The 1,403-nt window shown below is 45.0% G+C and carries 1 pseudogene; it reads right to left on the bottom strand.

Annotated features, from left to right (window positions below):
- Window positions 1-1,403, bottom strand: a pseudogene (locus tag ACFIO3_RS13130) (DUF4815 domain-containing protein); the annotation flags it as partial.

Genomic DNA, 1,403 nt, shown 5'->3' with positions numbered 1-1,403 from the left:
GCGCGCTTGTTTGGCTGTTTTGTCACTGCTGGTAAATTTTCGTTCTGTCCAAAGTGGTTCAGCGAGTTGTTCTGTTTCGTCAAGTTTCAAAGGGGTGAAGCCACCATCATCTAGTTGCATCTCCAGTGAAAAGGTTGCACCACCCGGTAAAAAGGTTTTGATATAGCTGGTCAACCTTGCCTTTTCGCCAAAGGCAAAAGCACGCGTGACATAGGTCGCTTCCTTATGGATTTTTCCCGCAATCAACTGAATAGGGGCAAATAACACCGGTGAGAGTTTCTCGGTGCCTTTAAGAATAGCGCGAAGCTTGACCTTTTCACTGATATATTCAGTAAGACTGAGCAATTGAAAGGGAAGAAGTTGATAAATTGTGCCATTGTTTCGTTCAATTTCAAAGATGACAGAACACTCACTTGAAGGCAACTCAATGGCTGCGCGTATTTGCAAATCAGAGCAGTCTACAAGGTCAAAGGTGCCTAAATCGACAATCTTTTCTGTTTGTGTGTAGCGTGCAGCGAGCACTCGAAAGGCTAAAGCCTCATCTTGATGGGCGCTCCAACTTTGTGCGTTAACAGAAGAAAAGCGTGGACCGGTCACGTAAGGGTGACTTGAGACAAATCTTTGGTGTTCTGCATCAAAATCTCCAAGCTTTGCTAGTGAGATGGCATGATCAGCATCATCGGTTTTAATGATAAAAGCAGTGAGACGATCATTAGGGACTAACAAGGGGACATCATAGCGTGCCCCAGCCCAACCTAGCTTTGCGCCCTTCATAGAATAAAAGCTTTGTGCTTGAATATCGGCGGTAGGATAGCCGTTTTCGGTTGTCACCAAATCAATCACCAGATCATGGTTCTGATTGCCGATTTTACAAAGATGAAAGTCAATTCCAGTGATTTGCCGTGTTTCATCGGGGGTAAAGACTTGCGCTTGTGGGTCAAATTGCGTCCATATCTTCACTGTTGTGGTGCGCCGCATCACTTTCACATCAATCAGACCTTGTCCGGTAAAAAGTCCCGTTGCAATGGTGCCCCCTTTCCCCTGTGCCACGACATTTTTTGTACCAGCGGTAATATTTTGTGGAATCGTGAAAGTGCCCTCAAGGACGCCTTGTCTATCGGCAACAAGGCGGCTCGCTGGCAAAATATCCACACCATCAAAGGTAAGACTTTCCAAGATTTCGCTACTGCCAAAACCTTCAATTTTAAAGTGAAGGGTAATTTGTCTTAAAAAATCGATTTGTTCTTGGTGTGTGTTGATGAAATTATCGCTTACTTCTGTTCTACGTATGGTACTGCCGCGATGTTTTCCCATAATGATTTGATTGGTCACGCTTGAGAGCCAATCGGTGCGTTGTTCATGCCAAAAGTCTGTTGCGGGTTCAAGGGTTACTGTACCAGGCA

Source organism: Bartonella sp. AD328YNZD (assembly GCF_042196425.1).
This window is presented reverse-complemented; position numbering and strand designations above follow the sequence as displayed.